Source organism: Salinarimonas sp. (assembly GCF_046292825.1).
In the GTDB taxonomy this organism is placed as follows: domain Bacteria; phylum Pseudomonadota; class Alphaproteobacteria; order Rhizobiales; family Beijerinckiaceae; genus Salinarimonas.
The window spans coordinates 1-24,052 of the sequence record NZ_JBKBQG010000027.1; the positions used below are offsets into that span (position 1 = coordinate 1).

At 70.5% G+C, this 24,052-nt stretch carries 24 protein-coding genes; 15 read left to right on the forward strand and 9 right to left on the reverse strand.

The genetic code is table 11. The annotated features are described in order from the left end of the window. Nucleotides 1-239: 239 nt before the first annotated feature. The 5 genes from ACK4UM_RS13625 (at nucleotide 240) to ACK4UM_RS13645 (ending at nucleotide 4,700) form a co-directional block, all read left to right on the forward strand. Nucleotides 240-1,019, forward strand: coding sequence for a lysophospholipid acyltransferase family protein (locus tag ACK4UM_RS13625; protein ID WP_409799970.1), 780 nt, complete (start codon nucleotides 240-242; stop codon nucleotides 1,017-1,019). 159 nt (nucleotides 1,020-1,178) lie between these two features. After that, entirely contained in the window at nucleotides 1,179-1,703 is a 525-nt protein-coding gene (locus ACK4UM_RS13630) for a hypothetical protein (protein WP_409799972.1), read from the forward strand. Further along, on the forward strand, nucleotides 1,700-3,496 hold the full coding sequence (locus ACK4UM_RS13635) for a sensor histidine kinase (RefSeq protein WP_409799975.1): 1,797 nt from the start codon (nucleotides 1,700-1,702) through the stop codon (nucleotides 3,494-3,496). The genes ACK4UM_RS13630 and ACK4UM_RS13635 overlap by 4 nt, the downstream gene beginning before the upstream one ends. Next, nucleotides 3,493-3,861: a response regulator gene (locus ACK4UM_RS13640; protein ID WP_409799978.1), complete on the forward strand. Its 369-nt coding sequence runs from the start codon at nucleotides 3,493-3,495 to the stop codon at nucleotides 3,859-3,861. The genes ACK4UM_RS13635 and ACK4UM_RS13640 overlap by 4 nt, the downstream gene beginning before the upstream one ends. A 53-nt stretch (nucleotides 3,862-3,914) precedes the next feature. Next, nucleotides 3,915-4,700, forward strand: a complete 786-nt coding sequence (locus ACK4UM_RS13645) for a response regulator (RefSeq protein WP_409799980.1) — start codon at nucleotides 3,915-3,917, stop codon at nucleotides 4,698-4,700. A gap of 27 nt (nucleotides 4,701-4,727) precedes the next feature. Here the strand turns inward: ACK4UM_RS13645 and ACK4UM_RS13650 are convergent, their stop codons facing one another. The 5 genes from ACK4UM_RS13650 to ACK4UM_RS13670 all read right to left on the reverse strand — a co-directional run bounded on the left by ACK4UM_RS13650 (nucleotide 4,728) and on the right by ACK4UM_RS13670 (nucleotide 10,072). After that, entirely contained in the window at nucleotides 4,728-5,144 is a 417-nt protein-coding gene (locus ACK4UM_RS13650; protein WP_409799983.1) for a hypothetical protein, read from the reverse strand. Between the two features lie 222 nt (nucleotides 5,145-5,366). Further along, on the reverse strand, nucleotides 5,367-6,290 hold the full coding sequence (gene murB, locus ACK4UM_RS13655) for a UDP-N-acetylmuramate dehydrogenase (RefSeq protein WP_409799986.1): 924 nt from the start codon (nucleotides 6,288-6,290) through the stop codon (nucleotides 5,367-5,369). Continuing rightward, on the reverse strand, nucleotides 6,287-7,702 hold the full coding sequence (gene murC, locus ACK4UM_RS13660; protein ID WP_409799989.1) for a UDP-N-acetylmuramate--L-alanine ligase: 1,416 nt from the start codon (nucleotides 7,700-7,702) through the stop codon (nucleotides 6,287-6,289). Before murC ends, murB begins: the two co-directional genes overlap by 4 nt. A 67-nt stretch (nucleotides 7,703-7,769) precedes the next feature. Further along, nucleotides 7,770-8,906: an undecaprenyldiphospho-muramoylpentapeptide beta-N-acetylglucosaminyltransferase gene (murG, locus tag ACK4UM_RS13665; RefSeq protein WP_409799992.1), complete on the reverse strand. Its 1,137-nt coding sequence runs from the start codon at nucleotides 8,904-8,906 to the stop codon at nucleotides 7,770-7,772. Continuing rightward, nucleotides 8,903-10,072, reverse strand: coding sequence for an FtsW/RodA/SpoVE family cell cycle protein (locus ACK4UM_RS13670; protein ID WP_409799995.1), 1,170 nt, complete (start codon nucleotides 10,070-10,072; stop codon nucleotides 8,903-8,905). The genes murG and ACK4UM_RS13670 overlap by 4 nt, the downstream gene beginning before the upstream one ends. 503 nt (nucleotides 10,073-10,575) lie before the next feature. Here ACK4UM_RS13670 and hisB point away from each other — a divergent pair. From hisB to ACK4UM_RS13695, 5 genes are read left to right on the forward strand one after another with little or no spacing between them, the layout of a single operon-like run. After that, nucleotides 10,576-11,163 carry an imidazoleglycerol-phosphate dehydratase HisB gene (gene hisB / locus ACK4UM_RS13675; protein WP_409799998.1) on the forward strand — a complete coding sequence of 196 codons (588 nt, stop codon included), beginning with the start codon at nucleotides 10,576-10,578 and terminating at the stop codon, nucleotides 11,161-11,163. Between the two features lie 10 nt (nucleotides 11,164-11,173). Continuing rightward, nucleotides 11,174-11,689: a DUF2628 domain-containing protein gene (locus ACK4UM_RS13680; protein ID WP_409800001.1), complete on the forward strand. Its 516-nt coding sequence runs from the start codon at nucleotides 11,174-11,176 to the stop codon at nucleotides 11,687-11,689. Between the two features lies 1 nt (nucleotide 11,690). Then, the gene (gene hisH / locus ACK4UM_RS13685) at nucleotides 11,691-12,341 is read left to right on the forward strand and encodes an imidazole glycerol phosphate synthase subunit HisH (protein WP_409800004.1); all 651 of its coding nucleotides are present in this window, start codon (nucleotides 11,691-11,693) and stop codon (nucleotides 12,339-12,341) included. After that, nucleotides 12,338-13,084 carry a 1-(5-phosphoribosyl)-5-[(5-phosphoribosylamino)methylideneamino]imidazole-4-carboxamide isomerase gene (gene hisA / locus ACK4UM_RS13690; RefSeq protein ID WP_409800007.1) on the forward strand — a complete coding sequence of 249 codons (747 nt, stop codon included), beginning with the start codon at nucleotides 12,338-12,340 and terminating at the stop codon, nucleotides 13,082-13,084. Before hisH ends, hisA begins: the two co-directional genes overlap by 4 nt. After that, nucleotides 13,081-13,767 (forward strand): sulfate transporter family protein, encoded by a 687-nt coding sequence (locus ACK4UM_RS13695; protein WP_409800010.1) that lies wholly within the window; start codon nucleotides 13,081-13,083, stop codon nucleotides 13,765-13,767. The genes hisA and ACK4UM_RS13695 overlap by 4 nt, the downstream gene beginning before the upstream one ends. A 233-nt stretch (nucleotides 13,768-14,000) precedes the next feature. Here ACK4UM_RS13695 and ACK4UM_RS13700 read toward each other — a convergent pair whose 3' ends face one another. From ACK4UM_RS13700 to ACK4UM_RS13710, 3 genes are all read right to left on the reverse strand, one after another. Continuing rightward, complete coding sequence (locus ACK4UM_RS13700) at nucleotides 14,001-15,188, reverse strand: osmoprotectant NAGGN system M42 family peptidase (RefSeq protein WP_409800013.1); 1,188 nt, start codon at nucleotides 15,186-15,188, stop codon at nucleotides 14,001-14,003. Further along, nucleotides 15,188-16,855: an N-acetylglutaminylglutamine synthetase gene (ngg, locus tag ACK4UM_RS13705; RefSeq protein ID WP_409800119.1), complete on the reverse strand. Its 1,668-nt coding sequence runs from the start codon at nucleotides 16,853-16,855 to the stop codon at nucleotides 15,188-15,190. The genes ACK4UM_RS13700 and ngg overlap by 1 nt, the downstream gene beginning before the upstream one ends. 130 nt (nucleotides 16,856-16,985) lie before the next feature. Then, nucleotides 16,986-18,761, reverse strand: coding sequence for an N-acetylglutaminylglutamine amidotransferase (locus ACK4UM_RS13710; RefSeq protein ID WP_409800016.1), 1,776 nt, complete (start codon nucleotides 18,759-18,761; stop codon nucleotides 16,986-16,988). A gap of 121 nt (nucleotides 18,762-18,882) precedes the next feature. Between ACK4UM_RS13710 and ACK4UM_RS13715 the strand changes: the two genes are divergently transcribed. Together ACK4UM_RS13715 and ACK4UM_RS13720 are read left to right on the forward strand one after the other, a co-directional pair. After that, nucleotides 18,883-19,410, forward strand: a complete 528-nt coding sequence (locus ACK4UM_RS13715) for a MarR family winged helix-turn-helix transcriptional regulator (protein WP_409800019.1) — start codon at nucleotides 18,883-18,885, stop codon at nucleotides 19,408-19,410. A 55-nt stretch (nucleotides 19,411-19,465) separates the two neighbouring features. Continuing rightward, nucleotides 19,466-20,413, forward strand: a complete 948-nt coding sequence (locus ACK4UM_RS13720) for a PfkB family carbohydrate kinase (protein WP_409800022.1) — start codon at nucleotides 19,466-19,468, stop codon at nucleotides 20,411-20,413. A gap of 10 nt (nucleotides 20,414-20,423) precedes the next feature. Here the strand turns inward: ACK4UM_RS13720 and ACK4UM_RS13725 are convergent, their stop codons facing one another. After that, complete coding sequence (locus tag ACK4UM_RS13725; protein ID WP_409800025.1) at nucleotides 20,424-20,975, reverse strand: thioesterase family protein; 552 nt, start codon at nucleotides 20,973-20,975, stop codon at nucleotides 20,424-20,426. A 175-nt stretch (nucleotides 20,976-21,150) separates the two neighbouring features. On the opposite strand from ACK4UM_RS13725, the gene ACK4UM_RS13730 reads away from it, so the two are divergent. Genes ACK4UM_RS13730 through ACK4UM_RS13740 form a run of 3 tightly spaced genes read left to right on the forward strand, consistent with a single transcriptional unit; the run spans nucleotide 21,151 to nucleotide 23,949 of the window. Then, nucleotides 21,151-22,698, forward strand: a complete 1,548-nt coding sequence (locus ACK4UM_RS13730; protein ID WP_409800028.1) for a sensor histidine kinase — start codon at nucleotides 21,151-21,153, stop codon at nucleotides 22,696-22,698. A gap of 47 nt (nucleotides 22,699-22,745) precedes the next feature. Beyond that, nucleotides 22,746-23,399: an NAD(P)-dependent oxidoreductase gene (locus ACK4UM_RS13735; RefSeq protein ID WP_409800031.1), complete on the forward strand. Its 654-nt coding sequence runs from the start codon at nucleotides 22,746-22,748 to the stop codon at nucleotides 23,397-23,399. Between the two features lie 25 nt (nucleotides 23,400-23,424). Continuing rightward, the gene (locus ACK4UM_RS13740) at nucleotides 23,425-23,949 is read left to right on the forward strand and encodes a dihydrofolate reductase (RefSeq protein WP_409800034.1); all 525 of its coding nucleotides are present in this window, start codon (nucleotides 23,425-23,427) and stop codon (nucleotides 23,947-23,949) included. Nucleotides 23,950-24,052 lie beyond the last annotated feature (103 nt).

The window sequence follows — 24,052 nt, forward strand, 5'->3', positions numbered from 1 at the left end:
AGCCGCAACGCCGAATTATTTTTCGGGGCCTTTGCCATGAAGAATGCCTCGCAAGTCGTTAAACTTGTGAGACATTTTCTCACAGCTGCGCTCGGAAATCAACACGAGCCCTAGTGGCTGGGCCGCCGCCCGGGGCGGCTTTCCATTTTTCCACGCGTCCTCGTTTGCCGCCGCGCCGAAACCCGCTAGAGAGTGGCCGCCCGCAGGTCGCGGGCTGAAGCCAGGCTCAGAAGTCGCCCATGCTCGTCGCCCGCTCGATCGCCTTCAACGCGCTCTATTATCTCAACCTGATCGTCTGGATGATCGTCTTCCTGCCGAGCCTCGCGATGGAGCGGCACGTGTTCCGGCGGGTGGCGGAGGCGTGGGCGCGCTCTTCGCTCTGGCTCCTGCGCGTCGTGGCGGGCACGAAGGTCGAGTTCCGCCATACCGAGCGCCTGCCGAAGGGCGGCTGCATCGTCGCCTCCAAGCACCAGTCGCTCTGGGAGACGTTCGCGCTCCTCGTCATCCTCGACGACCCGGTCTACGTGCTCAAGCGCGAGCTGATGTGGATCCCCTTCTTCGGCTGGTACGCCTGGAAGGCCCGCTCGGTCCCCGTCGATCGCAAGGGCCGCACGAGCGCACTCTCGCTGATGACGACGCGTGCGGCGGAGGAGATCGCCGACGGGCGGCAGATCATCATCTTCCCCGAGGGCACGCGCCGCCCGCCCGGCGCGGAACCGGCCTACAAGTTCGGCATCGCCAAGCTGTATCAGCGCCTCGGCGTCCCCGTCGTTCCGGTGGCGCTCAATTCCGGCCTCTATTGGCCGCGCCGCAAGGCGATCCGCCGGCCGGGCACGATCCTCGTCGAGGTGCTCGAGCCGATCGCGCCGGGCGAGCGTCCCGAGGCGGTGTTCCAGCTCCTTCAGGAGCGGCTGGAGGCGGCGTCGAACCGGCTCCTCGCCGAGGGCATCGCCGAGCTCGAGCGCCTCGGCTGCGCGCCGCCCGGCATCGCGCCGAGAGACGCCGAGCCGCCGCGCTGATCGCTCCGTTTCTGGAACCATTCGCAAGCGATCGCAGCCGAAATTGGTGGCGACGTCGAAGATCGTCCCAATGACTCGTTGATGCTTCTCGACTAGATCTCGCGACGAGACGGTCGCCGCGGTCGCGGGCCGCTCGCGTGGCATTCGGAAGCATCGGACATGCGTATCCATTTCCCCTCCCGCCTGCGCCTCGGCGCGATCCTCCTCGCGCTCGTCGCGATCGCCGTCGCGCCGGCGGCGGCGCGGGCGCAGATGCCGGGCGAGCTCCTCGTCGTCTGGACGCTCCCCGACGGCAGTGAACTCGAGCGGCGGACCCTGTCGCTCGACGAGATCGAAGCGATCGAGCCCGCCGGCATCGTCACGACCACGCCCTGGAACGAGCGGGCCGTCCGCTTCGACGGCGCGCTCTTCGCGGCGCTCGCCGAGAGCGGTCCGCGGCCCGCGATCGAAGCGCGGCTCGTCGCGCTCAACGATTATTCCATCACGGTTCCGGCCGAGGATTGGCGGAACTGGCCCATCGTGCTGGCCTCGCGCAGCGACGGCACCCGCATGCGGGTGCGCGACAAGGGCCCCCTGTGGCTGGTCTACCCGCTCGACGAGCACCCCGAGCTGCGCCGCCAAATGTACATGGCGCGCAAGATATGGCAGGTTCGTGCCGTCACGTTCGTGGTGGAGCCCGAATGATCGGTCGCGGTCGCCTCGCCCTGGTCGCCGTTCTCGTCCTCGCCTGCGGCGTGTTCATCGCGGCGACGGCCTGGGTGTACCGCGCCCAGATCGAGCAGAAGACGCTGCTTGCGGAATCCGTGCGCAGCTCGGGCTGGGTCTCCTACCACACGCAGCTCGAATACGTGCGCTCCATGGCCGCGCTCGAGACGGCGCTCGACCATCCGAGCCCCGAGCGCCTGTCCACCCTCGCGCTGCGCCTCGAAATCCTCATGTCGCGCCTGCCGATCCTCGCGCAGTCCGAAGAGGCGGCGACGCTCGTCGAGATCGAGGGCGTGGCCCGGGTGGCGGACGCGCTCGGCGCCGATGTCGAGGCGGTCCTCGACGAACTCGCGATGATGGCGCCGGGCGCGCCGGAGAACGCCATACGGCTCGCGGCGTGGCGCGAGACGCTCGCGCCCTACGCGGTCGAGCTCCAGCGCATCCTCCAGGAGGCGGTCGCCTACAACGACCGCGTCTATCGCCGCGAGCGCGAACTCGGCAAGACCACGGCGATCCTGCCGCTCCTGTCGCTCGTCCTCTCGGGCTCGATCCTCGTCGCGATGCTGCTGATCCAGGCCTCGCGCGCCGAGCGGCGGCTCGACGCCATGCGGCGCGCCCGCGCGGAGGCCGCCGAGAACGATGCGAGCCTCACGCGCGTCGTCGAGGCGGCGCCGACGGCCTTCGCGGTGGTCGACCCCTATTCGCACGCGGTGACCTTCCTCAACCGCGCGGCCGGCTGCCTCATCCACCCGAGCCCGACCCACCCGGCCTGGCGCGATTGCGTCGCCCGCGCGCGCGCGGCCGTGCGCGCCGCCTCGCTCGGCGAAGCCGCGGATAGTCGCGAGACGGCGCACGCCCGGGTGACGCTCATCCATCCCCTCGGCGGGCCCATCAGCTGCGACGTCTTCGAGAGCCGGATCGTCTGGGGCGGGCGCGAGCAGCTCCTGATCGCCATCGTCGAGACCGGGCAGGTGCGCCACGACGAGCGCATGGCGATGCAGGCCTCGACGCTCGCCACGATGGGCGAGATGGCCGCCGCCATCGCCCACGAGATCAACCAGCCGCTCGCCACGATCAAGATGGCGAGCGCCAATGCGCGTGCGATCGCCGAGAGCGGGGGCGAGCCGGAGAAGGTGATCGCCAAGCTCGTGCGAATCGAGGCTCAGATCGATCGGGCGCGTCGCATCACCGATCAGATCCGACGCCTCGTGCGCCGCTCGGACGGGCGCAAGGCGCCGTTCCCGATCGTCGAGGCGACGGAGGTCGCGGTGGGCGTCATGGCGGAGCATTTCCGCCGCAGCGACATCGGCCTCGTCATCTCGCTGAAGGCCGCGCCGGACCTCCTCGTGGACGGGGATCGGACCCTGTTCGAGCAGGTCCTCGTCAACCTCCTGACCAATGCCCACGACGCCGCCCGCAGGATCAAGGGGGAGGACCCGTGGGCCGCGCCGCGGCGCGTGTGCGTCTGCGCCAAGGTCGTCGGCTCGGAGGTCGTCGTCTTCGTCAGGGACGATGCCGGCGGCATCGCGCCGGAGGTGCTGGAGCGGCTGTTCGAACCCTTCGTCACGACGAAGCCCCCCGGCGAGGGCACGGGGCTCGGCCTGTCCCTGTGCCGCAAGATCGTGGCGGACATGGGCGGACGCATCGCCGGGCGCAACGATCGCGGCGGCGCCCTCTTCGAGGTGGCGCTGCCGCTCCACGCGGCCGCCGCCGCCCCCCTCCCCGCCGCGCAGCCCGCCGAGAAGCGCGCGCGAACGGAGGAGGCGGCATGATCCTCGTGGTCGACGACGAGCCGGAATTCCTCGAGGAGGTGCTCGACACGCTCGCGCGCCGGGGGCTCTCCGCGACGGGCGAGAGCGACCCCACGCGAGCGCTCGATCGCCTCGCGCGCGAGCCCGAGATCGACCTCGTGCTCACCGACCTCGCGATGCCGGGGCTCGACGGCGTCTCGCTGATGACGGGGGCGCGCCATGCGCCCGGGGCTCCGCAGGGGCGTCGCTTCGTCGTCATGAGCGGGCACGCGGGCGAGAGCGGCTTCTCGGCCGCGCGCGCCGCCGGCGCGTCCGCCGTCATCCGCAAGCCGGTCTCGGAGGAGGAGCTCCTCCGCATCCTGAGCATCGCTTCAAGCCATTCTTGACGGATGCGAACTATGCTAGGTTCGTATTCGATCGTTTCCGAGCGGGTAGTCCCATGTCCGGATTAGCGTTTCGTCAGGAGCCTCGTCTGGACGTCGTCGCGCTGCTCGTCGACGACGACGACGTATTCCTCGAGGAATTGGCGGAGGGGCTCGCGCCGCTCGGCATTCGCGCGTGCCGCGCGGGCGACGCCACGGAGGCGCTCGCGCTGCTCGACAGCCGGGCCGAGATCGCCGTCATCGTGGTCGATGTCGGGCTGCCGCGAATCGACGGGCTCGAGCTCATCCGCAAGCTGAAGAGCCGGCGGCGCGAGCGGCCCCTGCCCGCGATCGTGCTCACCGGCGAGGCGACGCTCGAGCGCGCGGTGGCCGCGCTGCGGGCCGACGCGGTCGACTTCCTGCAGAAGCCCGTCGACGCCTCCGAGGTCGCGCAGGCGATCCACGCCGCCGCCGACGCCGCCGCCGGCCTGCCGTCGAACCCGGCCGGGGGCGAGCCGCGCCAGAAGCCGCCGCAGGAGCGCATCGGCTCGCTGATGGCGCTGCGCAAGGAGCGCAAGAAGATCTTCGGCGCCGACCTGTTCGAGGACCCGGTCTGGGAGATGCTCCTCGATCTCGCCAATGCCGACGCGCGCGGGCGGGAGGTGCCGGTGACGAGCCTGTGCCTCGTCTCGGGCGTCTCGACGACGACGGCGCTGCGGCGCATCGACGACATGGCCGAGGCCGGCCTCGTCACCCGCCGCCGCGACCTCACCGACGGCCGCCGCGTGCTCGTCGGCCTCACCGACGACGGAAGGGCCAAGGTCGAGCGCTACCTGTCGAGCCTCGAGCGCACGCTGGGGTGAGCGCGCGGCGCCCTCGCCCGCGCGCTCTCAGCCCGGGCGGGCCCCCTCCCCTTCGAGCAGGCGCAAAACGGCGTGGGCGGTCTGCCAGGACGTCTCGACGTCGACCGCGAGGCGAACGCGACCCTCGCCGCGCGCCTCGATGCGCACACCCTGCTCGCTCGCCCCGCTGTCGCGGCTCTGGCCCCCCGTCAGGGCCTCGACGGGCATGTCGAGCGCCCGCGCGAGCGCCGCGACGCAATCGAGCCGGCGCGGCACGCTGCGGCCCTTGGCATACGACCACACGCTGACATCGCTCAGGCGCACGCCCGGCGGCAGATGGGGCTGCGCGCGCCGCGCCGCCTCGCGATAGGTGAGGCCGCGGCACTTGATGGCCTGCCAGAGATTGTGGGCGAAGATCTCGCGATCGAGGTCGAGCGTCCGCTCCTTGCTCGCACGTCGCCTCACGCCGGACTTCATCGCACGCCTCACGCTCCACGGCCCGCCGGAACGGGCGGGACGTTACGTCGCTAGAGCCTGGCGGACTTCGTTGCGAGGCGAGATGCTTCCGGCTCGCATCCGATTGTATTCAAATCTGGAGCAATTCTGGCGCGAGCCGCGCCCCGCGCGTGCGGGAGATCGCGGCTCCGGCGCCCGGAACGACTCGCGCTGCGAGGGACGCGCGAATCCTCAGCTCGGCAACCCGATGCGCCGGATCTCCCACACGAGCTCCACCCCGCTCGCCTCGCGCACCCGCCGGCGCACCTCCTCGCCGAGCGCCTCGATCTCGGACGCGCTGGCGCCGCCGTGATTGACGAGGAAGTTGCAGTGCAGCTCGGAGACCTGGGCGTCGCCCATGCGCAGGCCGCGGCAGCCGGCGGCGTCGATCAGCTCCCAGGCCTTGGCGCCGGGCGGGTTCTTGAAGGTCGAGCCGCCGGTGCGGGTGTTGACGGGCTGGGTCGCCGCGCGCGCGTCGGTGATCTCGTTCATGCGCGCGAGGATCGTCTGCGGATCGCCCGGCGTGCCGCGGAAGGCGGCTTGCGTGAAGATCACGTCGTCGGGGACCGCGCAGCCGCGATAGGCGAAACCCATCTGCGCGTTGTCGAAGGCGACGCGGCGGCCGCGCCGGTCGAGCCCGCGCGCCTCGACGAGCACGTCCTTCACCTCGCCGCCATAGGCGCCCGCATTCATGCGCAGAGCCCCGCCGATCGCGCCGGGCACGCCGCGCAGGAAGGCGAGCCCGTCGATTCCCGCCTCGGCCGCCGCCCGCGCGACCTTCACGTCCGGCGCACCCGCACCCGCGCGGACCTCGTGCGTGGCCGCGTCGACCGCGATGTCCGAAAAACCCTTGGCGAGGCGCACGAGCACGCCGGGCAGCCCGCCGTCGCGCACGAGCAGGTTCGAGCCGAGCCCGACGACGGTGACCGGGATCTCTTCGGGCAGGTTCTCGAGGAGATGGGCGAGATCCTCCTCGTCTTCCGGCGCGAACAGGGCCTGGACGGGCCCGCCGGTGCGGAACCAGGTCAGCGGCGCGGAGGGCGCGTTCGCCTTGAGCGATCCGCGCAGGTTCGGGGCGGCGGCGCGGATCTCGTCCGTGATGTCGGGCAGGCTCACGCGACCCGGGCCTCGAGCGCGGCGAGCTCGCCCGGCAGCGCGTTCGCCCATTGCGTGATGGTGCCCGCCCCGAGGCACACGACGAAATCGCCGGGCTTGGCGTATTGCCGCACGAGGCCCGGCAGCGCCTCCGGGCCGTCGAGCGCGATCGCGTGGCGATGGCCGCGCGACTTGAGGCCGGCGACGAGCCCGTCGCGATCCGCCCCCTCGATCGGCGCCTCGCCCGCCGCATAGACCGGCGCCACGAGCACGACGTCGGCATCGTTGAAGCACGTGCAGAAATCGTTGAAGAGCGCGGAGAGGCGCGTGTAGCGGTGCGGCTGCACGATGGCGATCACCTGGCCCTTCGTCGAGGCGCGCGCGGCGCGCAGCACCGCCGCGATCTCGACCGGGTGGTGGCCGTAATCGTCGAAGATCGTCGCGCCGTTCCACTCGCCGGTGCGCGTGAAGCGCCGCTTGACGCCGCCGAAGCCCGCGAGCGATTGCCGGATCGTCGCGCCCGAGACGCCGAGCTCGTGCGCGACCGCGATCGCCGCGGTGGCGTTGAGGGCGTTGTGGAGGCCGGGCATCGGCATCATCACGTCGTCGATGACGGCGGCGCGATCGTTCTTGCGGTCGCGGATCAGCACGTTGAAGCGGCTCACGCCGCCGGAGAGATCGACGTCGAGGAGCCGCACGTCGGCCTGCGGGTTGACGCCGTAGGTGACGATGCGCCGGTCCTCGATGCGCCCGACGAGATCCTGCACCGTCGGATGGTCGATGCACATCACCGCGAAGCCGTAGAAGGGGATGTTGTCGATGAAGGCGCGAAACGCGGCCTTGATCGCGTCGAAGCTGCCGAAATGGTCGAGGTGCTCGGGGTCGATATTGGTGACGACCGCGTAATCCGAGGGCAGCTTCAGGAAGGTGCCGTCCGATTCGTCGGCCTCGACCACCATCCAGTCGCTGCTGCCGAGCCGGGCATTGGTGCCGTAGGCGTTGATGATGCCGCCGTTGATCACGGTCGGATCGAAGCCGCCGCCGTCGAGCAGCGTCGCGACCAGCGAGGTCGTCGTGGTCTTGCCGTGGGTGCCTGCGACCGCGACGCAGGTCTTGAGGCGCATCAGCTCGGCGAGCATCTCCGCACGGCGCACGACGGGCAGGCGGGCCTCGCGGGCGGCGGCGAGTTCGGGATTGTCGCGGCGGATCGCGGTCGAGACGACGACCACCTCCGCCTCGCCGAGATTCTTCGCGTCGTGCCCGACGGCGACCCGCATCCCCGCCTCGCGCAGCCGCTTGACGTTGGCGTTGTCGGAGGCGTCCGAGCCCTGCACGTTGTAGCCGAGATTGTGCATCACCTCGGCGATGCCGGACATGCCGATGCCGCCGATGCCGATGAAATGGATGGGCCCGAGCTTGGGAGGGAGCTTCATCTGTCAGGACCTCTGGACCGGGTTCTCTCGTCCGACGGGCCGGCTCGAACAGGCCGCCGGCTCCGCTTCATATGCCAGGCTTCAACGCGGATGGCGCCGGATCGATGCGCGCGAGCCGCAAAATCGCCGCCGCGAGCCGCTCGGCGGCGTCCGTCACCCCCGCTTCGCGCGCGGCGAGGGCGGCGCTCGCGAGGAGCTCCGGATTCGAGAAGCGCCGCTCGAGTTCGGCCGCGAGCCGATCGGGCGTGAAGTCCTTTTGCGGCAGCATCAGGGCGGCGCCGCGATCGGCGAGCGTCGCGGCGTTCGCCGCCTGGTCCTGATCGAGCGCGCCCGGCAGCGGCACGAGGATCGAGGGCCGGCCGATCACGGCGAGTTCGGCGACCGTCGAGGCGCCGGCCCGGGAGACGACGAGATGCGCACTCGCGATGCGCTGCGGCAGGTCCTTGAAGAAGGGCGCGACCTCCGCCTCGACGCCGAGCGCGCGATAGGTCGAGGCGACGCGGGCGAGATCCTCGTCGCGGGCCTGCTGGACGATGGCGAGACGCCGCTGCATCTCGGAGGGGAGCTTGGCGATCGCGTCGGGCACGATCTCGGACATCACCCGCGCGCCCTGGCTGCCGCCGAACACGAGAAGGCGCATCGTCCCGCCCGGATGGTAGGCGGGATAATGCGCCCCGGCCGCCTCGATGACTGCGGGCCGAATGGGATTGCCGGTGTGGACGACGCGGCCCTGCGGCAAGCTCGGCAATCCGCGCACTTCGGGAAAGCCGGTCGCGACCAGGGAGGCGCGCTTGGCGAGGAAGCGGTTCGCGCGCCCGAGCACCGCGTTCTGCTCGTGGATGACGCGCGGGACGCCCGCGAGCCAGGCGGCGACGAGGGGCGGCACCGTCGGATAGCCGCCGAAGCCGACCACGGCCGCGGGCTCGAGCCGGCGGATCAGCGCCCGCGAGGCCGCGACCCCGCGCGCGAGCGTTCCCGCCGCCTCGATCGCCCGCACGAGCGAGCGCCCGGACGGGGTCGCCGCCGGCACCGACACCACCTCCTCGGCGGGAAAGCGATCGGCGAGCGCGCCGACGCGCTCGTCGGTCACGAGCGCGGTGCGCAGCCCGAGCCCGCGCAGGACGGTCGCGAGCGCCTCGGCCGGGAAGAGGTGCCCGCCGGTGCCGCCGGCGGCGAGCAGGATCAGAGGGGCCCGTCCGCTCATGCCGGACGCACCACGTAGCCGCGCGGCGCCTCGCGGCGCGCCTCGACGGAGGCCTCGAGCCCGTCGGCTCCGGGGCGGCGGCGGGTCAGCGCGATGATGCAGCCGGTGGCGAAAGCGAGCGAGATCAAGGAGGAGCCGCCATAGGAGATGAAGGGCAGGGTCATGCCCTTGGCCGGGACGAGGTGAACGTTCACCGCCATGTTGATGGCCGCCTGGAGCCCGAACATCAAGAGGAGACCCGTCACGGCGAGCCGGGAGAAGGCGTCCTCGGCGCGGCGCGCGAGCGAGAGCCCGCGCAGCACGATGAAGAGATAGACCGCGACGATGAACAGGCAGATCGCGATCCCGAACTCCTCCGCCGTCACCGCGAAGATGAAGTCCGTGTGCGCGTCCGGCAGGATGCGCTTGAAGGTGCCCTCCCCCGGCCCGCGGCCGAGCCAGCCGCCGGAGGTGAAGGAATTGAGCGCCGCCTCGACCTGGAAGCGATCGCCGCCGTCCTCCGAGAGGAAGCGCTCGATGCGCCCGCGCACGTGCGGCAGGAACTGGTAGGCGGCGAGGATCCCCGCGATGCCCGCGCCGCCGAGCCCCATCACCCAGAACCAGTGCAGCCCCGCGACGAAGAACATCGCCGCCCAGACCACGGTGATCAGCATCGTCTGCCCGAAATCCGGCTGCAGGATCAGCGGCACGATCGAGATCGGCAGGAGGAGGAGCGCGAGCGCCGGGCCCGGCATGTCCGAACGCGCCTTCTCCGAGAAGGCCCAGGCGGCGAGGACGACGAAAGCGGGCTTGAGGAATTCGGAGGGCTGCAGGCCCATGCCGAAGATGAAGATCCAGCGATGCGCGCCCTTGATCTCCGGCCCGAAGCGAAGCGCCGCCCAGACGAGGGCGAGCGACCCGACGAAGGCGAGGAGCGAGAAGCGCCGCACGAGCCGCGGGGTCAGGAGCGACACGAACAGCATCGTCGCGATCGCCGGCACGAGGAACAGCGCCTGGCGGTTGACGAAGTGGAAGGTATCGAGCCGCAGCCGCTGCGCCACCGGCGGCCCGCCCGCCATGAGGAAGACGACGCCGCACAGCATCAGCACGCCGAAGGCCGCGAGCAGCGGCTTGTCGACCGTCCACCACCAATCGCCGAGAAACGAGCGTCGCGCGCGCGAGACCATGGGGCACTCCCGTTCGAGCCGAGCTCCGGCTCGCCGACCATATCGCCTCGATCTTGGCCCCGATCTTGGTGAACGGGCGGTTAAGGGAGCGTTGCCGATTTCTCCTTCCCTTCAGCCCGAGAGTCTGCCGGTCGTCCCACGGCTTTCATCCCGGGCCGCGAAGCGGACCCGGGACCCATAACCGCGACGGCCGTCCGAGCGCGCATGCCGCGCTCGTGCCGCTCCCTTCGAGCAGCTTTCGTCGGAGAAACGCAGCCTGCAGGCTGCGACTGGAACGTCGTGGATATGGGTCCCGGATCGCCTTCGGCGTCCGGGATGACATCGCGGGATACAATCGCGAAGCTTGGAGCCGAGCGAAGAATAGAGGAAGCCTCATGGACGGCATGGGTGCGAGACCTGCGCGGGGCGTCGCGCGGGAGAAGGGATGGCGCTTCGGCGCGGCGCTTGCTAGAACGCCCGCGGCCCCTCGTCCACGAAACGCCCTTCGTTCAGGAACCACGATCATGCGCGACGCGCGCGTCGAACGCCGCACCTCCGAGACCGACATCGCCCTCACGCTCGCCCTCGACGGGACGGGCAAGGCGACGATCGCGACGGGCGTCGGCTTCTTCGACCACATGCTCGACCTCCTCGCACGGCACGCTCTGTTCGACCTCGAGGTCGCGGCGAAGGGCGACACCCATATCGACGACCACCACACGGTCGAGGACGTCGGCATCGCGCTCGGCCAGGCCTTCGCCAAGGCACTCGGCGACAAGCGCGGCATTTCACGCTATGCGACTGTGCATCTGCCCATGGACGAGGCGTTGAGCCGCGTGTCGGTGGACATTTCCGGCCGCGCCTTCCTCGTCTTCCGCGTGGATTTCCCCACCGAGAAGATTGGCGCCTTCGACACGCAGCTAGTGCGCGAGTTCTTCCAGGCCTTCGCCTCGAATGCCGGCATCACGCTGCATGTCGAGACGCTCTACGGCGAAAACAGCCACCACATCGCCGAGAGCTGCTTCAAGGGCCTCGCGCGCGCGCTGCGCGCGGCGGCGGCGACGGACCCGCGCGAGGGGGACCGCGTTCCCTCCACCAAGGGATCGCTCTGAAGGGTCGAGAATGCGCGTCTACACGATTCACCTGCCGCCCGATGCCGACCCGCGCGACCCGCGCGCCTTCGAGCGCGCGCTGCTGGTGCGCGACGGCTTCAATTTCGCGGCGTTCTTCTTCTCCGTGCTGTGGATGCTCTATCACCGGCTGTGGCTCGCGGCCGTGCTGACGCTCGTCCTCCTGGTGGGCGTCGGCTTCGCCCTCGAGCGGCTCGAGATCACCGCCTTCGCGGCCTTCCTGATCCAGCTGATGGTCGCGATCCTGATCGGGCTCGAGGCGTCGAGCCTGCGGCGCTGGACCTATGCGCGGCGCGGCTGGCATCTCGTCGACGTGGTCGCGGCGAGCGATTACACGGAAGCCGACGCGCGGGCCTGCGCGCGCTTCGTCGAGAGCCGGGGCGCGGCGCGCGATCGCGTCGAGGAGGTGGCGCCCTTCGGCCTCGTCTCCGGCGCGGCGCCCGAGCCCGACGTTCGCCCCGAGCCTCCGCAGCGGCCGGAGCCCGCTCTGCGTCCCGAGGGAGCCTAGGATGAGCCTCGCCATCGTCGATTACGGCTCGGGCAACCTGCACTCGGCCGCCAAGGCCTTCGAGCGCGCCGCCCTCGAGGCCGGGCTCGCGACGGAGATCCTCGTGACCAGCGACCCCGAGCGCGTGCGCCGGGCCGACCGCATCGTGCTGCCGGGCGTCGGCGCCTTCGCCGATTGCCGGCGCGGGCTCGACGCGGTCGAGGGCATGGTCGAGGCGATGACGGAGGCGGTGCGGGAGCGCGCGACCCCCTTCCTCGGCATCTGCGTCGGCATGCAGCTCCTCGCCAGCCGCGGCCTCGAACACGAGACGACGGACGGCCTCGGCTGGATCCCCGGCGACGTCGCCGCGATCCGCCCCGCCGATCCTGCCCTCAAGATCCCGCACATGGGCTGGAACACGCTCGACGCGCGCCGCTCCCATCCGCTCATCGCCGACATGCCGCTCGGTCCGCAGGGCCTGCACGCCTATTTCGTGCATTCCTACGCGCTCACCCCGAAGGATCCCGCCGACGTCGTCGCGGTGACGGATTACGGCGGCCCCGTCGTCGCGATCGTCGCGCGCGACAACGTCGCCGGCACCCAGTTCCATCCGGAGAAGAGCCAGCGTCTCGGCCTCTCCCTCATCGCCGATTTCCTGAGGTGGCGCCCGTGATCCTCTTCCCCGCGATCGATCTGAAGGAGGGGCGCTGCGTGCGCCTCGTGCAGGGGGACATGGAGCAGGCGACCGTCTTCAACGACGATCCCGCCGATCAGGCCCGCGCCTTCGAAGCGCAGGGCTTCTCCTGGCTCCACGTCGTCGATCTCGACGGCGCCTTCGCGGGCGAGCCGATGAACGCAGGCGCGGTCGACGCGATCCTCGAGACGGTGTCGATCCCCGTCCAGCTCGGCGGCGGCGTGCGCGACATGAAGATCGTCGACGGCTGGCTCGAGAAGGGCGTCGCGCGCATCGTCATCGGGACGGCCGCCGTGCGCGATCCCGCTTTCGTGCGCGAGGCCGCGCGGCTGCATCCGGGCAGGATCGCGGTCGGCATCGACGCCAAGGACGGACGCGTCGCGGTCGAGGGCTGGGCGCAGACCTCGACCCTCACGGCGGAAGAGCTCGGCCGCCGCTTCGAGGACGCGGGCGTCGCCGCGATCGTCTATACCGACATCGCCCGCGACGGCATCCTCAAGGGGCTCAACATCGAGATGACGCTCGCGCTCGCGCAGGCCGTGTCGATCCCGGTGATCGCATCGGGCGGCCTCGCCTCGATCGAGGACGTGGCGCGTCTGCTGGAGCCCGATTGCGCGGCGCTCGCGGGCGCCATCACCGGCCGGGCGCTCTACGACGGGCGCATCGATCCGCGCGAGGCGCTCGCGATGATCGCGGCGGCGAAGGGCGGCGCGGCCGCATGATCCTCGCGAGCGCCGCCGCCGGCCTCTCGCGCGCGCTCTCGCCGGCGATGCGCGGGGTGCTCGTGCGGGTGCTCGCGACGACGCTCGCGCTGCTCATCGCGCTGTGGCTCGCGCTCAACGCCGCGCTCGCCGCGCTCTTGTCGCGCCAGACCGTGCTCGCGGACAATCCCTGGCTCGAGACCGGGCTGCAGGTGATCGCGGGGGCGGGCTTCCTCGTCGGGCTCGTCTATCTCCTGCCGGCCGTCTCGGCGCTCGTCGCCGGGCTCTTCCTCGACAAGGCGGCGGCGATCGTCGAGCGCACGGATTTCCCCGCCGATCCGCCGGGGGAGGATCTGCCGCTCGGGCCCTCGCTTCTCGGATCGCTGCGCTTCTTCGGGGTGGTGCTCCTCGTCAACCTCGTGGCGCTGGCGCTGCTCCTGGTGCCGGTGGTGAACGTCGCGGCGTTCTTCCTCGCCAATTCCTATCTTCTCGGGCGCGAATATTTCGAGCTCGCCGCCGCCCGCCGCCGCTCCGTCCCCGAGGCGCGGGCGCTCCGGCGCGCGAACCGGGCGCGGGTCTGGCTCGCGGGCGGGCTGATCGCCGGGTTCCTGCTGATCCCCATCCTCAACCTCGCCGCCCCGCTGTTCGGCGTCGCGCTGATGACGCATCTCGAGCGGCGCATCGCGCGGAAGGGTGGGGGTTGAGAGCGGGGGTCGAGCTCGAAGAGCGAGGAGGCTGTCATGCCGGGCCGCGAAGCGGACCCGGGACCCATCACCTCCGACGATCGACCGAGCGCGCATGCCGCGCTCGCTCGGCACCCTTGCCGCATCGATCGTCGGCGAAACGCAGCCTATAGGCTGCGACCGACACGTCGCGGTTATGGGTCCCGGATCGCCTTCGGCGTCCGGGATGACAGCCCTGGGATCCTTTCACCCGCTCACAGCTCGATGTCGATGTCGTCGCTCGCGAGCGGGCCCTTCTGGTCGGCTTTCGAGAGGGATTGGTGCGTGAAGCCGCGCAGGCCCGGCTGGATCTCGTTGACGTCGCGGCCGATCTCGACCGGGCTGCCGACATAGGCCGTCATCAATTCGGCGAGCGAGCGCAGAGCGTGCATGTGGATGCGCTCGTAGCCGTGCGAGGCGTCGACGCCGAAGGTGATCAAGGCCGCGCGCACGTCGTGGCCGGCGACGAGCGCCGCCGCCGAATCCGAGCGGTAATAGCGGAAGACGTCCTTCTGGAAGCGGATGTCGTTCTCGCGGGCGAGCTTCACGAGCTTGCGGGTGAGGTGGAAGTCGAACGGCCCGGTCTGATCCGCCATGGCGATCGTCACGCCGAACTCGTCCGAGTTCTGCCCGGGCGCCGTGACGCCGTTGTCGATCGAGAGGATCGCCGCCACGTCCTCGCCGAGGCCCACCGTCGCCCCGATGCCGACCTCCTCGGCGATCGTGAACAGCCAATAGGTGTCGACCGGCGGCCGCATCCCCGCCTCGCCGATCGCCTTGAGGGCGGCGAGCATCGAGGCGACGCCCGCTTTGTTGTCGAGGTGGCGCGAGACGATGTAGCCGTTCTCCAGGAATTCGGGCTGGGCATCGATCGCGACGATGTCGCCGACGTCGATCCCGAGCCGGCACAGATCGGCGCGGGTTCGGCTCAGCGCATCCACGCGCAGCTCGACATGCGCCCATCCGACCGGCGCGGTGTCCACCTCGTCGTTGAAGGCGTGGCCGGAGGCCTTGGGCGGCAGGATCGTGCCGCGATAGGCGCCCTTCTCGGAGAAGATCGTCGCGCGCGCGCCTTCCGCGAAACGCGCCGACCAATTGCCGATCGGCACGAGCTCGAGCCGGCCGTTCTCTTTCAGCTGCTTCACCTGCGCGCCGATCGTGTCGAGATGCGAGACGAGGGCGCGGGCGGGCTTGTGCTCCTCGCCCGCGAGCTTCGTGCGCACGACGCCGCGACGCGTGATCTCGTAATCGAGCCCGAGCCGCTCGAGCTCGCGGCAGGTATGGCGCACGATCGAATCCGTATAGCCGGTCGGCGAGGGGATCGAGAGCAGCTCGCGCAGCCGCTCGCGCAGATAGGCGGTGTCGATCGAGAGGCGGTGCGGATAATCTTGGGCGTCGGACATCAGGTCTTCTGTGCGGCGATCCGGGCCGAGGCCGGGATCGAGAGCGGAAAGAGGAGATCGACGAAGCGCTCGGCGGTCGGTTGCGGCTCGTGATTGGCGAGCCCCGGGCGCTCGTTCGCCTCGATGAAAGCATAATCGGGCTCGTAGGGCGAGGGCACCATGAAGTCGATGCCCACGACCGGGATGTCGATCGCCCGCGCCGCCTTCACCGCCGCCTCCACGAGACGGGGATGGACCTGGCCCGTGACGTCGTGGATCGTGCCGCCGGTATGCAGGTTCGCGGTGCGGCGCACGACGATCTCGGTCGCGTCCGGCGGCACGTCGTCGAGGGAGAAGCCGGCCTTGGCGACGCAGCGCTCGGTCTCGCCGTCGAGCGGGATGCGCGATTCGCCCCCAGTCGCCGCCATCCGACGCCGGCTCTGGCGCTCGATGAGATCGCGGATCGTATGGATTCCGTCGCCGATCACGCGCGCCGGGCGGCGCACGGCCGCCGCGACGAGGCGGAAATCGATCACGACGAGGCGCAGATCCTCGCCCTCGACCCGCTGCTCGACGAGGACGCGCTCGGATTGCTCGCGGGCGACCTCGATCGCGCGGTGGAGATCCTCCATCGTCTCGATCCCGACCGCGACCCCCCTGCCCTGCTCGCCGCGCGCGGGCTTGACCACGACGGAGCCGTGGCGCTCGAGGAATTCGGCGAGTTCCGCCTCCTCGCCGGCATTGATCTGCTCGGGCACGGCGACGCCTGCGCGCGCCACGACGCGGCGCGTCACCGCCTTGTCGTCGCAGATCGAGACGGCGACGCCGCTCGTCAGCTCCGACAGCGATTCCCGGCAATGGACCGAGCGCCCCCCATAGGTCAGCCGGAAGAAGCCGCCCTCCGCATCCGTCACCTCGACGTCGATGCCGCGTCTGCGCGCCTCGCTGGTGATGATGCGCGCGTAGGGGTTGAGGTCCACCTCGGGGCCGGGGCCGACGAAGAGCTTCTCGTTGATGGGGTTCTTGCGCTTGAGGGTGAATACCTGCAGGCGCTCGAAGCCGAGCTTCTCGTAGAGCGCGATCGCGTGCTCGTTGTCGTGCATGACCGAGAGGTCCATCGTCGCGAGCCCGCGCGCCTTGAACAGCTCGGAGAGCGCGCGCACGAGGCCCTCGCCGATGCCGGGATGGGTGGCCTGCGGGTCGACCGCGAGGCACCAGAGCGAGGAGCCGCCCTCGGGATCGCGGAACGCGCTCGCGTGATCGACGCCCGTCACCGTGCCGATCACGATGCCCGTCGCGTCGTCCTCCGCGACGAGATGGACGAGGGTGCGGCTGTCGCGCCGCGACCAGAAGAATTCGGGCGGCACCGGCACCATGTTGCGCGCGGCATAGATGCGATTGACCGCGTCCGCGTCCGCCCGGGAGGCGAGACGGCGGATCGTGAAGCCCGTCGGCCCGCGATCGGCCGCCTCGTAGCGCGACAGATCGAGCCGGAAGGTGTGGGAGGGATCGAGGAAGATCTCCTGCGGCGCGGCCGCGAGCGCGACGTGCGGCTCGAGCACGTAGACGGCGATGTCGCGCCGGTCGGGACGCTCGTCGCGCATCGCCTCGGCGAGCTCGGAGAGATCGGCGAAGGTCTGCCCGAAGAGGAGGCGCCCCCAGCCGCAATCGATGACGGCGTTCGGCATCGGAAATACCGGCGGCGCTCCGGCGCCCTGCCCTTCGACGCTCGGGTTCTGGTCGAGATCGGTCATGTCGGCCCCCAATCTTCCGTTGCGGGTTCGAGAGTGAGATCGCGTGCGACGGCGCGAGCGGCCCTCAGACCTCGTTCGTCTGCAGCCACATCTCGAGGAGCGCGACCTGCCAGAGTTCCGAGCCCATCAGCGGCGTGATCGCCGAGCGCGGATCGGCGAAGAGCCGGTCGAGATAGGCACGCGAGAACAGCCCCCGCTCGCGCGCCGCGCGGCTCTCGAGCGCGTCGCGCACGAGATCGAGGGTCGGGCCCTCGATATATTTGAGCGCCGGGACCGGGAAATAGCCCTTCGGCCGGTCGATCACGTCGGCCGGGATCACCTTGCGCGCGGCCTCCTTGAGCACGCCCTTGCCGCCATGGGCGAGCTTGTGACGGGCGGGGATGCGCGCGGCGAGCTCGGCGAGCTCGTAATCGAGGAAGGGCACGCGCGCCTCGAGCCCCCACGCCATCGTCATGTTGTCGACGCGCTTGACCGGATCGTCGACGAGCATGATCGTCGAATCGAGCCGCAGCGCCTTGTCGACGGGGTCGCTCGCCCCGCGCATGGCGAAATGCTCCTCGACGAAGGCGCGCGCCTCGTCGCGGCCGACATGCCAATCGGGTCCGAGCTCCTCGGCGAGACGGGAATGCGGGCGGTCGAAGAAGGCGCGGGCATAATCGCCGACGGGGTCGTTCGAACCGTCGAGCTTCGGATACCAGTGATAGCCGGCGAAGACCTCGTCCGCACCCTGGCCGGATTGCACCACCTTCACGTGCTTCGCGACCTCGCGCGAGAGCAGGTAGAAGCCGACATTGTCGTAGGAGACCATCGGCTCGGACATCGCGCGGATCGTGTCCGGCAGCGCGTCGAGCATGTCGGAGGACGGGATGAAGGTCTTCGTGTGCTGCGTGCCGTAATGCCTTGCGATGATGTCCGAATAGACGAATTCGTCGCCCTTCTCGCCGTGCGCGGCCTCGAAGCCGATCGAATAGGTGCGCAGGCCCTGTTGCCCGGCTTCCGCGAGGAGGCCCACGATCAGGCTCGAATCGACGCCCCCCGACAGGAGCACGCCCACCGGCACGTCCGCGACCATGCGCCGGTCGACCGCGCGGCGCAGCTCGTCGAGCACGAGATCGCGCCATTCCTCGAAGGGGCGCTCCTCGTCCTCGCGCGAGCGGGTGAAGTCGAGGCTCCAGAAGCGGGTGTCGTGGAAGGCGCCGTCGGGCTCGATCACGCGGATCGTGGCGGGCGGAAATTTGCGGATGCCCTTGATCATCGTATAGGGCGCAGGCACCACGGCGTGGAAGCTCATGTAGAACTGCAACGCCACCCGATCGATCGAGCGATCGACGCCCGGCGCCGAGAGGAGCGCCGGCAGCGAGGAGGCGAAGAGGAGGCTGCCCTCGCTCTCCGCGAGATAGAGCGGCTTGATGCCGAAGCGGTCGCGCGCCATCACCACCCGCCCGCTCTCGCGCTCGTGTATGACGAAGGCGAACATGCCGTTGAAGCGGCTCACGCAATCCGTGCCCCAGGCGTGATAGGCCTTGAGGATCACCTCGGTGTCGCCGGTCGAGAAGAAGCGATAGCCCTTCTCCTCCAGCTCCTTGCGCAGCTGCGGGTAGTTGTAGATGCAGCCGTTGAAGGCGATCGTCAGCCCGAGCTCGGAATCGACCATCGGCTGCTCGGCCTTCTCCGACAAATCGATGATCTTGAGCCGGCGATGGCCGAGCGCGACGCGCCCGCGCGCGACGACGCCGCCGCTGTCCGGCCCGCGGCGGGTCATCGCCTCCGTCATCCTCTGGGTCAGGTCGGCCGAAGCCGGACGCCCGTCGAAGGTGATCTCGCCGCAAATTCCGCACATGGTCAGCTCGCCTCTCGTGCCCCCGCCGACGCGGTCGGGGCTCTCTCTCCGATTTGATTTGAGATCAAATCTTTACAGGTCGAATGATTTGATGTCAAATCACCTCCGGAGGTCATTCGGGATGACGAACGGCGACGACGCGGCTTTCGTTCCCGCCACGCTTGGCCCGTCCGCAGGCGATGGACGGCAGGATCGCAGCGCGGCGGACATCGAGGCGTTGATGAAGGCGATCCGCGAGATCGCCCAGGCGATCGACACGCGCTCCAAGGCGGTCTCGCGCGCCTCGGGGCTGACGATCCCCCAGATCGTGGTGCTCGGCGCCGTGCGCGCGCAGGGCGAGGTGACGACGAGCTCGCTCTCGCGCCATTGCGACCTGACGCCCGCGACCGTCGTCTCCATCCTGGAGAAGCTCGAGGAGCGCGGCTTCGTCGAGCGCTATCGCAACGTCAGCGATCGCCGGATCGTGCACACCCGCCTGACCCCGCTCGGCGACCGGGCGCTCGCGGAGGCCCCCACCCTCCTTCCCGGACCGGCGCTCGCCGCGCTCGCGGGGCTCGACCCGGAGCGGCGGGCGGCGCTCGTCGAGGCGTTCCGCACGGTCGCGGGGATGCTGCGCCAGCATCCGGAGGAGCCGGCCGCCGGCGGCTGATGCGCGGGCAGCGGCGCTTTGCTAAACGGAAGCCGACCAGACGAGGGGGAAGACCATGGCGCGGCTGTTCTTCTGCGGCGAGGGGCTGATCGACTTCGTGCCGATGACGGGCGCGGACGGCACGCAGGGCTACCGGCCCGTCCCCGGCGGCTCCGTCTACAACGCGGCCAAGGCGGCGGCGCGGGCGGGGGCGGCGAGCTACTTCCTCGGGCCCCTCTCGACGGACCTGTTCGGCGATCGTCTCGCCGCCCATCTCGTCGAGACCGGCGTCTCGATCGAGGTCGCGCAGCGCAGCCCGCTCGCGACCACCCTCGCCTTCGTCGACCTCGCCGAGGGGGAGGCGCGCTACGCCTTCTTCCACGCGGGCTCGGCGGTCGTGCACATGACGCCCTCGCTCGGCACGATCGAGCCCGCCCCGCACGACATCCTCGACATCGGCTCCCTGTCGCTGATCGAGAGCCCCGGCGCGGACGCGACCGCCGATTTCGCGCTCGCGCTCGCGCCGCGCCTCATGCTCGCGATCGATCCGAACGTGCGCGCCGGCATGATCCGCGCGCGCGCCGTCTGGCAGGCGCGCATCGAGCGCCTCCTCGATGCGGCGGCGATCGTGCGGCTCTCCGAGGAGGACCTCGCCTTCCTCGCGCCAGGCACCGGGCCCGAGGACTTCGCCCGCGCGCGGCTGTCGCGCGGCGCGGGTCTCGTCGTCGTCACCCGCGGCGGTGCGGGCGCGGTCGCGTGGACGCGCGCGGGCCAGGCCGAGATCGCCGCGCCGCGCGTCGTCGTGCGCGACACGGTCGGCGCGGGCGACACGCTGATGGGCGCGATGCTCGCCCGCCTCTCCGCGCGCGGCGTCGCGGGCGCCGACGACCTCGCGCGCCTCGACGCCCAGGCTCTGGGCGACGTCCTCGCCTTCGCGACGACCGCCGCCGCCCTCAACTGCACCCGCGAGGGCTGCGATCCGCCGACGCGCAGGGAGATCGAGGCGGCGATGGCGGGCGGGTGAGCGGGGGGGCTCACCCCGCCTTGCGCAACGCGTCCTCCGCCGCGATGAAGGCGGCGACCTCCGGGGACATCGCCGGGGAGGCCATCTCGGCGATGCCGATCTCGGAAAAGAGCCGCTCGACGGGCACGAAGGCCTTCTCCTTGCGGTCGTACAGGCCCGCGCGCACGAGGGCGATGGCGGAGAGGATCTCCGAGCCGTCGCGGGCGCGGGTCACGACCCGGTGCTCGATGACCAGCCAGGCGTCCGACCAGGCGAGGATGCGCGTCTCCAGCCGGAAGGCGCGCCACAAGCGCAGCTCGCGCCGGAAGCGGATCTTGCCCGCGCTCACCACCGGCATCCAGCCGTGCCGCCGCACCGCGCCCGCGAGCCCGCAGCGGATCATCAGGTCGAGCCGGCCGAGATCCATCAGCGACCAATAGCGGCCGTTGTTCATGTGCAGCGAGACGTCCAGATCGTGCGGCATCACCCGGAACGACAGGACGGAGGCTTCCGCCACCGGATGCTTGCGCGGCGCGCGCCAGGCGGCGAGGACGACGAGGAGGAGGCGCAGCCAGAGATTCATGGCCGTCGGCTTACGGGAGAGCCCCGCACGCGACAAGCCCCTGAGGGAGCGCGACCGGAGAGGACCTCGTCCTTCGACGATCGCGTGAGCCCCCCGTTAACGAATCGGTGGCACTTTGGGGGCCTCGCGTCCGGGGCACAGGCGCGGGGAGCGCGGGGGCTGTCGTATAGGCGTCATGATCGAGGGCACGGGGCAGACGGGGCGGATCGACGCCGCCGGCGGGAGTGATTCCCGGCGCCGGCGCAAGGTTGCGCAGGACCTGCGCGCCGCACGGGAGAAGCTGACCTCCTCGACGGGGCTCGAGCGCGCCTTCGAGATCGAGCTCGTGCGCATCTTCGCGCAGAACCGCGTCGGCGCCGCGATCCTCCTCTTCCTGCTCGCAGCCGCCATCGCGGGCGCGGCGACGACCTGGATCGGCATGACGAGCATGCTGTTCTGGCTCGCGATCGCGAGCTGCGTGATCGGCATCATGCTCGGCCTCGCGCGGCGCTTCATCAACGATCGCCAGCCCGAGGACAAGCTGCACGTCTACCGGCGCGTGTTCGTGCTCGGCGAGCTCCTGCACGGCCTCGCCTGGGCCTACGTCCTCCAGCTCCTGAGCCAGGGCGTGTCGGAGGACGCGCGGATCTTCACGCTGTTCTGCGCCGTCATGGTCACGGCCGTGATGGCGACCCTGTCGGCGACGATCCCCACCGCCGTCTATGCCGGCCTCGCGCCGATCGTCCTCGTCGTCGCGCTCTATCCGCTCCAAGTCGGCACGCCCGAGGCGATGATGCTCTCGGGCATGGTCTTCGCGGCGCAGGTCTTCTTCGTTCTCCTCACCCGCCGGCTCTATGCGAGCGCGGTCGCGGCGCTGCAATCGCGCGCGGAGAAGGACACGCTCTTCGTCGAGCTCGAGCAGGCCAAGGCGAATTCCGACGAGGCGCGGCGGCGGGCGGAGGAGGCGAATCTCGCCAAGTCCCGCTTCCTCGCCACCATGAGCCACGAGCTGCGCACGCCGCTCAACGCCATCCTCGGCTTCTCCGAGGTGATGAAGAACGAGAGCTTCGGCAAGCACGCGATCCCCGCCTATCGCGACTATTCCGCCGACATCCACGCCTCCGGGCAGCATCTCCTGACCCTGATCAACGAGATCCTCGACCTCTCGCGCATCGAGGCGGGGCGCTACGAGCTCAACGAGGAGGGCATCGATCTCGGCCACGTCATCGACGAATGCCGCCACATGATGACCCTGCGCGCCAAGGGCAAGCAGCAGACGATCAAGGTCTTGGCCGACGAGACGCTGCCGCGGATCTGGGCCGACGAGCGCGCGATCCGCCAGATCGTGCTCAACCTGTTGTCCAATGCCGTCAAGTTCACGCCGCAGGCGGGGGAGATCCTGGTCAAGGCGGGCTGGACCTCGTCGGGCGGGCAGTACATCTCCGTCAAGGACAACGGCCCGGGCATTCCCGAGGAGGAGATCCCCGTCGTGATGTCCTCCTTCGGCCGCGGCACCTGGGCGCTCAAGACGGCCGAGCAGGGCTCCGGCCTCGGCCTGCCGATCGTGAAGGGCCTCGTGGACCTGCACGGCGGCCAGTTCCAGCTCCGCTCGAAGCCGCGCGAAGGCACCGAGGTCATCGTCACGCTGCCGGCGAACCGCGTGATGAACGCGCTGCCGGCGGTCGCCGTGCCCCCCGAGGCGAAATCGGACCCGAACGACCGTCGCGTCGCCTCGGCCGCTTGATCCCTCCCCGCCCCCGCCCTACCCTCGCCCGCCTATTCGGAGGGCACATGCGCATCACCATCGTCGGCGCGACGCGCGGCATCGGCAAGGCTCTGTCGGAACAGGCGCGCGCGCTCGGCCACCACGTGGTCGCCGTCGGGCGCTCGATCCCCGAGGGCGCCGCGCGGGCCCGCTTCACCCCGATCAACGGCTCGATCCTGGAGGAGGACGTCGCGCAGCGCGCGCTCGAGGGAGCGGACGCGCTCGCGATCTGCCTCGGCTCGAACGCCTACGGGCCGGATCTCGGGCGGCGCGAGGTGACGATCTTCTCTCGCGCCACCGCCCTCCTCCTCGCGGCGATGCGCGGGGCGGGGACGATGCGCGTCGTCGCGATCACGGGGGTGGGCACCGCCGAGAGCCGCGGCCAGGCCGGGCTCCTGACGCGCAGCCTCGCGATGCCGCTCGCGCTCGGCGCGATCTATGCGGACAAGGCGCGCCAGGAGGAGCTGCTGCGCGACAGCGACCGCGATTTCACGATTCTCCGCCCGAGCCTCCTCACCAACGGACCCTATACCGGCGCCTGGACGGCGATCGACGTTGACGAGCCGATGCCGGGCCAGACGATCAGCCGCGCCGATTGCGCCGACGCGTGTCTGCGGGCGATCGCCGAGGGCGCCTGGTCGCGCCGGGCGATGACGATCACCGGGACCGCCTGCGGGTGAAGCCGAGCCGGGGAGGAGAGAGAACGTGAGGCCCATCGTCATCGTGGCCGCGATCGCGCAGAACGGCGTGATCGGGGACGACAACCGGCTCGTCTGGCGTCTGAAGAGCGATCTCAAGCGCTTTCGGGCGATCACGCTCGGCAAGCCGCTGATCATGGGCCGCAAGACCTTCGAATCCATCGGCAAGCCGCTTCCGGGCCGCGAGACCGTCGTGATGACGCGCGACCCCTCGTTCTCCGCCGAGGGCGTCCACGCGGCGCGGTCATTCGACGCGGCACGGGAACTGGCGGAAGCGCTCGCAGAGCGGATGAACGCCCCCGAAATCGTGGTCGCGGGCGGCTCCCAGGTCTATGCGCTCGCGATTCCGCACGCGGACCGGCTGCGGCTGACCGAGGTGAGGGCGGCGCCTGCGGGCGACGCGGTCTTTCCGCCCTATGATCGCGCGGCGTTTCGTGAGATCGTCCGGGAGGAGCATGCGGCCGGTCCCGACGACGATCACGCGTTCGCTTTCGTGGACCTGGTACGACGCGACGCGGCCGTTTCCGGTTGACTTCGCCTGTGTAAACACCCACTTGCGAAGTTCGAAGGGGTCATCGCGCGAGTACGGGGATTGGTTCCCGAAAACGCGCGGAGAAACCGTATAATCGAGGATC